At 60.3% G+C, this 3,058-nt stretch carries 3 protein-coding genes; 2 read left to right on the top strand and 1 reads right to left on the bottom strand.

Annotated elements, in window-relative coordinates:
* On the bottom strand, positions 1–1,028 hold a 1,028-nt coding region (locus AC1DY5_RS49275), incomplete at its 3' end, for a M15 family metallopeptidase (protein WP_478121610.1).
* Positions 1,029–1,269: 241 nt separating this feature from the next.
* Here AC1DY5_RS49275 and AC1DY5_RS49270 point away from each other — a divergent pair.
* Positions 1,270–1,893: an OmpA family protein gene (locus AC1DY5_RS49270; RefSeq protein WP_478121609.1), complete on the top strand. Its 624-nt coding sequence runs from the start codon at positions 1,270–1,272 to the stop codon at positions 1,891–1,893.
* A 123-nt stretch (positions 1,894–2,016) separates the two neighbouring features.
* Positions 2,017–2,676, top strand: coding sequence for a hypothetical protein (locus AC1DY5_RS49265; protein WP_478121608.1), 660 nt, complete (start codon positions 2,017–2,019; stop codon positions 2,674–2,676).
* The last annotated feature ends 382 nt before the right edge of the window (positions 2,677–3,058 follow it).

Genomic DNA, 3,058 nt, shown 5'->3' with positions numbered 1-3,058 from the left:
GGATGAACGTGCTCGTTCTTAATTGGCCCGAGATGCTTCGTTGTGATTCGGATCAAGCGTGCACAGTATTCCAACGCAAATTCGTGATTTGATTTGGTGGTCGTTATGAATGACTTGCACGAGCCGTCGCCGCCCGCATCGAGAAGCAACTGCTTGAGGTGTGCTGCCAGATCCATGGAGTTGCCTGAGCATTGAAAGGCACCCGCCTCTTCGGAACAAGGGGTGTTCGAACTTGGATTGCTGAGGTCGCGGCCAGCCTTCCAGTCCCAGGAGCTTTCGAAGCCGCCCAGAACGCGTAGGACTTCCAGCATCACGGCGCGTCTGTGCAGATCGCCTCGCCATGGCCCCAACTTGCCGACAACGCTGGAGTAGATGTCAAAGGCGGAATTCTTCTGAAAGATGTCGTCCGCGGCGCTCCGGCCCCATTCAACAAGCTTGTTGAGAAATGCCTCCGGAGCGGCCCCGCGATTGTGCACTTTTTGCCTGCACGCAATGAACTGAGTCGGGATGGGGCCGTCTTCCGGTAGTGGGGGAGTGTCAGCCGTCAAGAAGGTGTTCACCTCGAAATGCATCGGGTCGTTGAAAGATATTCCCCAAGTGAAGCCGTGAGACTGAAAAACAGGCGCCACGGGCGCAACAGAGGCACCGAGACTACCGTCATCGGAATTGAGGTCGATGGCGATTCCGAAGGCGTGGTTAGAGGGTAGCCTGCTCAGGCCGCCATCCACGGGCTTTCGGAGCCGTTTGTTCAAGGTGCCAGCGCAGGTTTTGATGTGATGGAGCAGGCCGCGGCTTGTAATCTCGTCGAACGCACGAAGCAGCTGGGCATGCCCGCGCTGGTGAAACCGGAGGCGGCCGCCATGGGCGCCTTCGACGTCGGCCAACTGCGGTATCTGCAGAGGCGTGATCTCTGCTTCGTCAAAGCCGCTAATGAAGGAGATGGCGTCGCCGCGTATCCAGTGTTGCTTCGAAGCAGTCCGAAACTGGATGGGGCCGAACAACGGGTGGTTGAAGGTACTTTCCGGCATATGGTCACCTTGCGAATGAGCGAATCGCCTTTCTACTCCACCGTGGGGCATGCGCACATCGTCAACCTTGAGGAAGCGTCCCGAACGGGGCCGTATTTGGAGTCTTACCAGGGAGAGACTGCTCACCGAGGTTGCGGCATGGCCAGGCTGTCGAGTCGCAAACCCACCGGGGGGACTCGATGCTCTTGCCACGGCCATCGACGATACCGAGAGGCTTCTAAAAAGTCTCCCCGATCCGCCCGTGACACCACACGACATTGCCGAAAAAACCCGAGGCACTAGCCTTCGTGGCAAGCTCTATGCGACGGTCAACGCCCTGCTTCCCCTGGCAGTCTATCTACGGCTTCAGATTCGCCTACAGCGCGCGTTACCGTGGCTAGTTGCTTCGGGTGTTGTCGCACTCAGCTGCCTTGCAGTGTTCGGTGTTCTCACTCACGAGAAGAAGGCTGACGACAAGTCCTCGGGAATCGTCGTCAACGCCCTCGGGTCCTCCCCTCCCGCGACGCCCGTGCCCATGCCTGTGTTGCCACCCCTTCGACCAGTCCTGTTCCTAACCGGTCGAGCCGAAGTGTCTGACGAAGGTCTTGTGGCCGTTGAACAGGCCCGCAATGCGCTGCGCCGTCATCCTGAATCGCTGCTGTTGATTCGCGCACACGCCGACACAGTCGCACCGATGTCGCTCAATTCCGCGCTAGCGCGAAAGCGCGCAGCGGCTATCCTCGAGCTGCTCACCGGCGCCGGTGGCATTGCGCCGGCGCGAGTGTATATCGCAGAACTCCCTAAGACCGATTTACCGACAGTCACCGCGTCGGAAGTCGACGAGCAGTCCAACCGCAGCGTCGAGATGGCGCTTGTCCGGCCATAGCGAACCTCCGCAACTCGGTGAAGTTAGCGAGCCCGCAAGCGGACGATACTAGTGCAGTGCGCGTAAAGTAATAGAACGTATCTGAGCCGGCATACTCCCATCGCCCACAACTGGGTGTCCGCCATGCGCATGAAGGCAGGGAGCGCGTTCGGACCGGCCGCGGATCCCGCCCGGGCGGCTGCTGCGCTGAAGAGCGGGGACGGAATGGACGAGTACGAGAAGTACAGGCGCCTGCGCGATCAAGCCGAATGGGATGAGTTCCACGCGCAACGCGCTGGCGGTGGGCGCAAACTGGTAAGGCCTGGCAGCGCGATTCATCCGCGCGCCTACTTTGGCGAGACGCCATTCATGCAGGGCTTCGATCTGCGCATCGCCAATTTGCCCAATCGGCTTCTGCAGTGCAGCTATACGGGGCGCCAGGCACAAGGCTCCGTCTACACCTTCTGGCAAGGCCAGGCGCCCGAGGAGATCGCCTTGCTCATGGCGATGAACCCGAGCGCTTTCGACGGCTTGAAGGATCACGTCGTCAAGGAATGCCCTGCCGACAGCGCGCAGGCAAACGCCATCGCCTCATCGCCTGCCAGCGTCGCCAACACGCCGCAAATGAGCAAGGAGGCGCGCGCGATTGCGAACTCCAGGCCGGTGGATCCAGAGCAGGCGCAGGCCATCAAGGAGCGGAATGCGGCGGCGCGTCAGAAGGCGGACGAACGCAAGATGGCTCAGAACGACAGTTCAGGGCGTGTTCCGAGCAGCACAAAGCTGACATCTACGCCGCACAGATGACCAGGGACAACGCGGCCAGGAGTGCGGCGCATCAGCGGTACACGGAGTGTCAGAACGTCGCGCGCTCGCACTGACTGCAGCGACGAATTTCGGTCTGCTTCGCTGTTGCATGCGCAGCATGAGCGCAGCGCCGGATGCCAGCTTTTCAGACGAGATCTCCGTGCTGACCCAGATGTCGCTCAGCGCGTTAGATACTATGGAAGGGCCGCGGAGGTAAGCCCCCTGGAGTAGAACGAGGATTCGAAGACTCGTTTTTCGAAAGGAGCATGCAAATGAAAGCGCCTGACACAGCCCTTCAGGGGCAGGATACGACGATCATCGGCCGGCTGTATATGGCCTTCGAATTGGGCGACAAGAGCTGGAAGCTGTCGCTGGGTGACGG

It is taken from the genome of Variovorax sp. P4_D9 (assembly GCF_056401695.1).
This window is presented reverse-complemented; position numbering and strand designations above follow the sequence as displayed.